Below are 1,148 nucleotides of genomic sequence, written 5' to 3'. Positions count from 1 at the left end.
CATCCCGTCGAAGCAATCGATGATCGGTGACAGGTAGACCTTGCCTGCAGGGATCTGGAACTCTGTGATGTCGGTCAGCCATTTCTCGTTGGGCGCCGCAGCCTGGAAGTCACGGTTGATGATGTTCTCTGGTGCCGGGCTGATTTCGCCAAGGTAAGAGGCATACCGCCGCCGCTTGGGCTTTGCAACGACCAAGCTCTCTTGCTTCATCAGCCGCTGCACTACCTTCTCGGAGATCGGGCATTGCTCTCTGGCCAGTGAGGCGTGCAGCCTGCGGTAGCCGTAGCAGCGGTGATTGGACTCAAAGATCTCGGTGATGGATTGGCGCACCTTCACGTACTTGTCTCCGATTGCCGCGCGGGCCCGATGGTAGAAGTACGAGCTGCGCGCAAGACCCAACTGTGCAAGGAGCTCTGGCAGGCCATAGTGCTCCCTGAGGGCGTCAATCAGCAGTGTCTTCTCCCGGTTGGACAGGAGTTGCAGATCGACGCCCAGGCCTTTTTTTAGCAGTTCATTGGCCTTGTTCAAGAGGTCCTGCTCAAGGCGCAGTTGCCTGACTTCGTGGCGCAGTATTTCAACCTGGCGCTCGAGCTCTTCGCGCTCTTGCGCCTGCGGTGATCGATCGGTGTGTTTCATTGATGCGGGTGCCTCACGCCCCAGAAGCTGGTTCTTCCAGTTGTACAACGTTGGTCGGCACACGCCGAGCCTGTCGGCAACAGCCTGTGCACTTTCCTGCCGGGTGCAAAGCTCCATCACTCCCGCTTGCTTCAAGCTCTCAGGATATCTTCGCTGACCCACACTGCCGACAACGGCCATCCTGGCCTCAGGGAATGCTTCGCGAATCCAGTTGGTCAGCGTTCCACGCCCTGGATAGCCCAGGGCCCTCATGGTGCCTGCAATGCATCGATCATGGGTGAGGTAGTGCTCAAGGGCGGCAGCCTTCTGCGGCTGTGAGAACTTGGGCTCACGCCCCGCATAGCCTTTAGGCAAGTCCTGGCGCTGCTGATATTCCCGATACCAACCTTTCAATGAATTCTTGGTCGGGTACCCCAACTGTCTGATGGTCGGGCTGGTGCGTTTGCCGAGCTTGATGTACAGCTCAACGGCTCGGATTCGGTCTTCGTAGGAATACATGAACTACCTTCTAG

At 57.8% G+C, this 1,148-nt stretch carries 1 protein-coding gene; it reads right to left on the bottom strand.

The annotated features are described in order from the left end of the window. Nucleotides 1–1,134, bottom strand: a 1,134-nt coding sequence (locus tag NFX52_RS30295; RefSeq protein WP_252636007.1) for an IS3 family transposase, incomplete at its 3' end; no start/stop codon positions are given. Nucleotides 1,135–1,148 lie beyond the last annotated feature (14 nt).

Origin of the sequence: Acidovorax facilis (assembly GCF_023913775.1) — a bacterium.
In the GTDB taxonomy this organism is placed as follows: Bacteria; Pseudomonadota; Gammaproteobacteria; order Burkholderiales; family Burkholderiaceae_C; genus Acidovorax; species Acidovorax facilis.
Note: the sequence above shows the minus strand (reverse complement) of the source record. Positions and strands in the feature narration are given on the sequence as shown.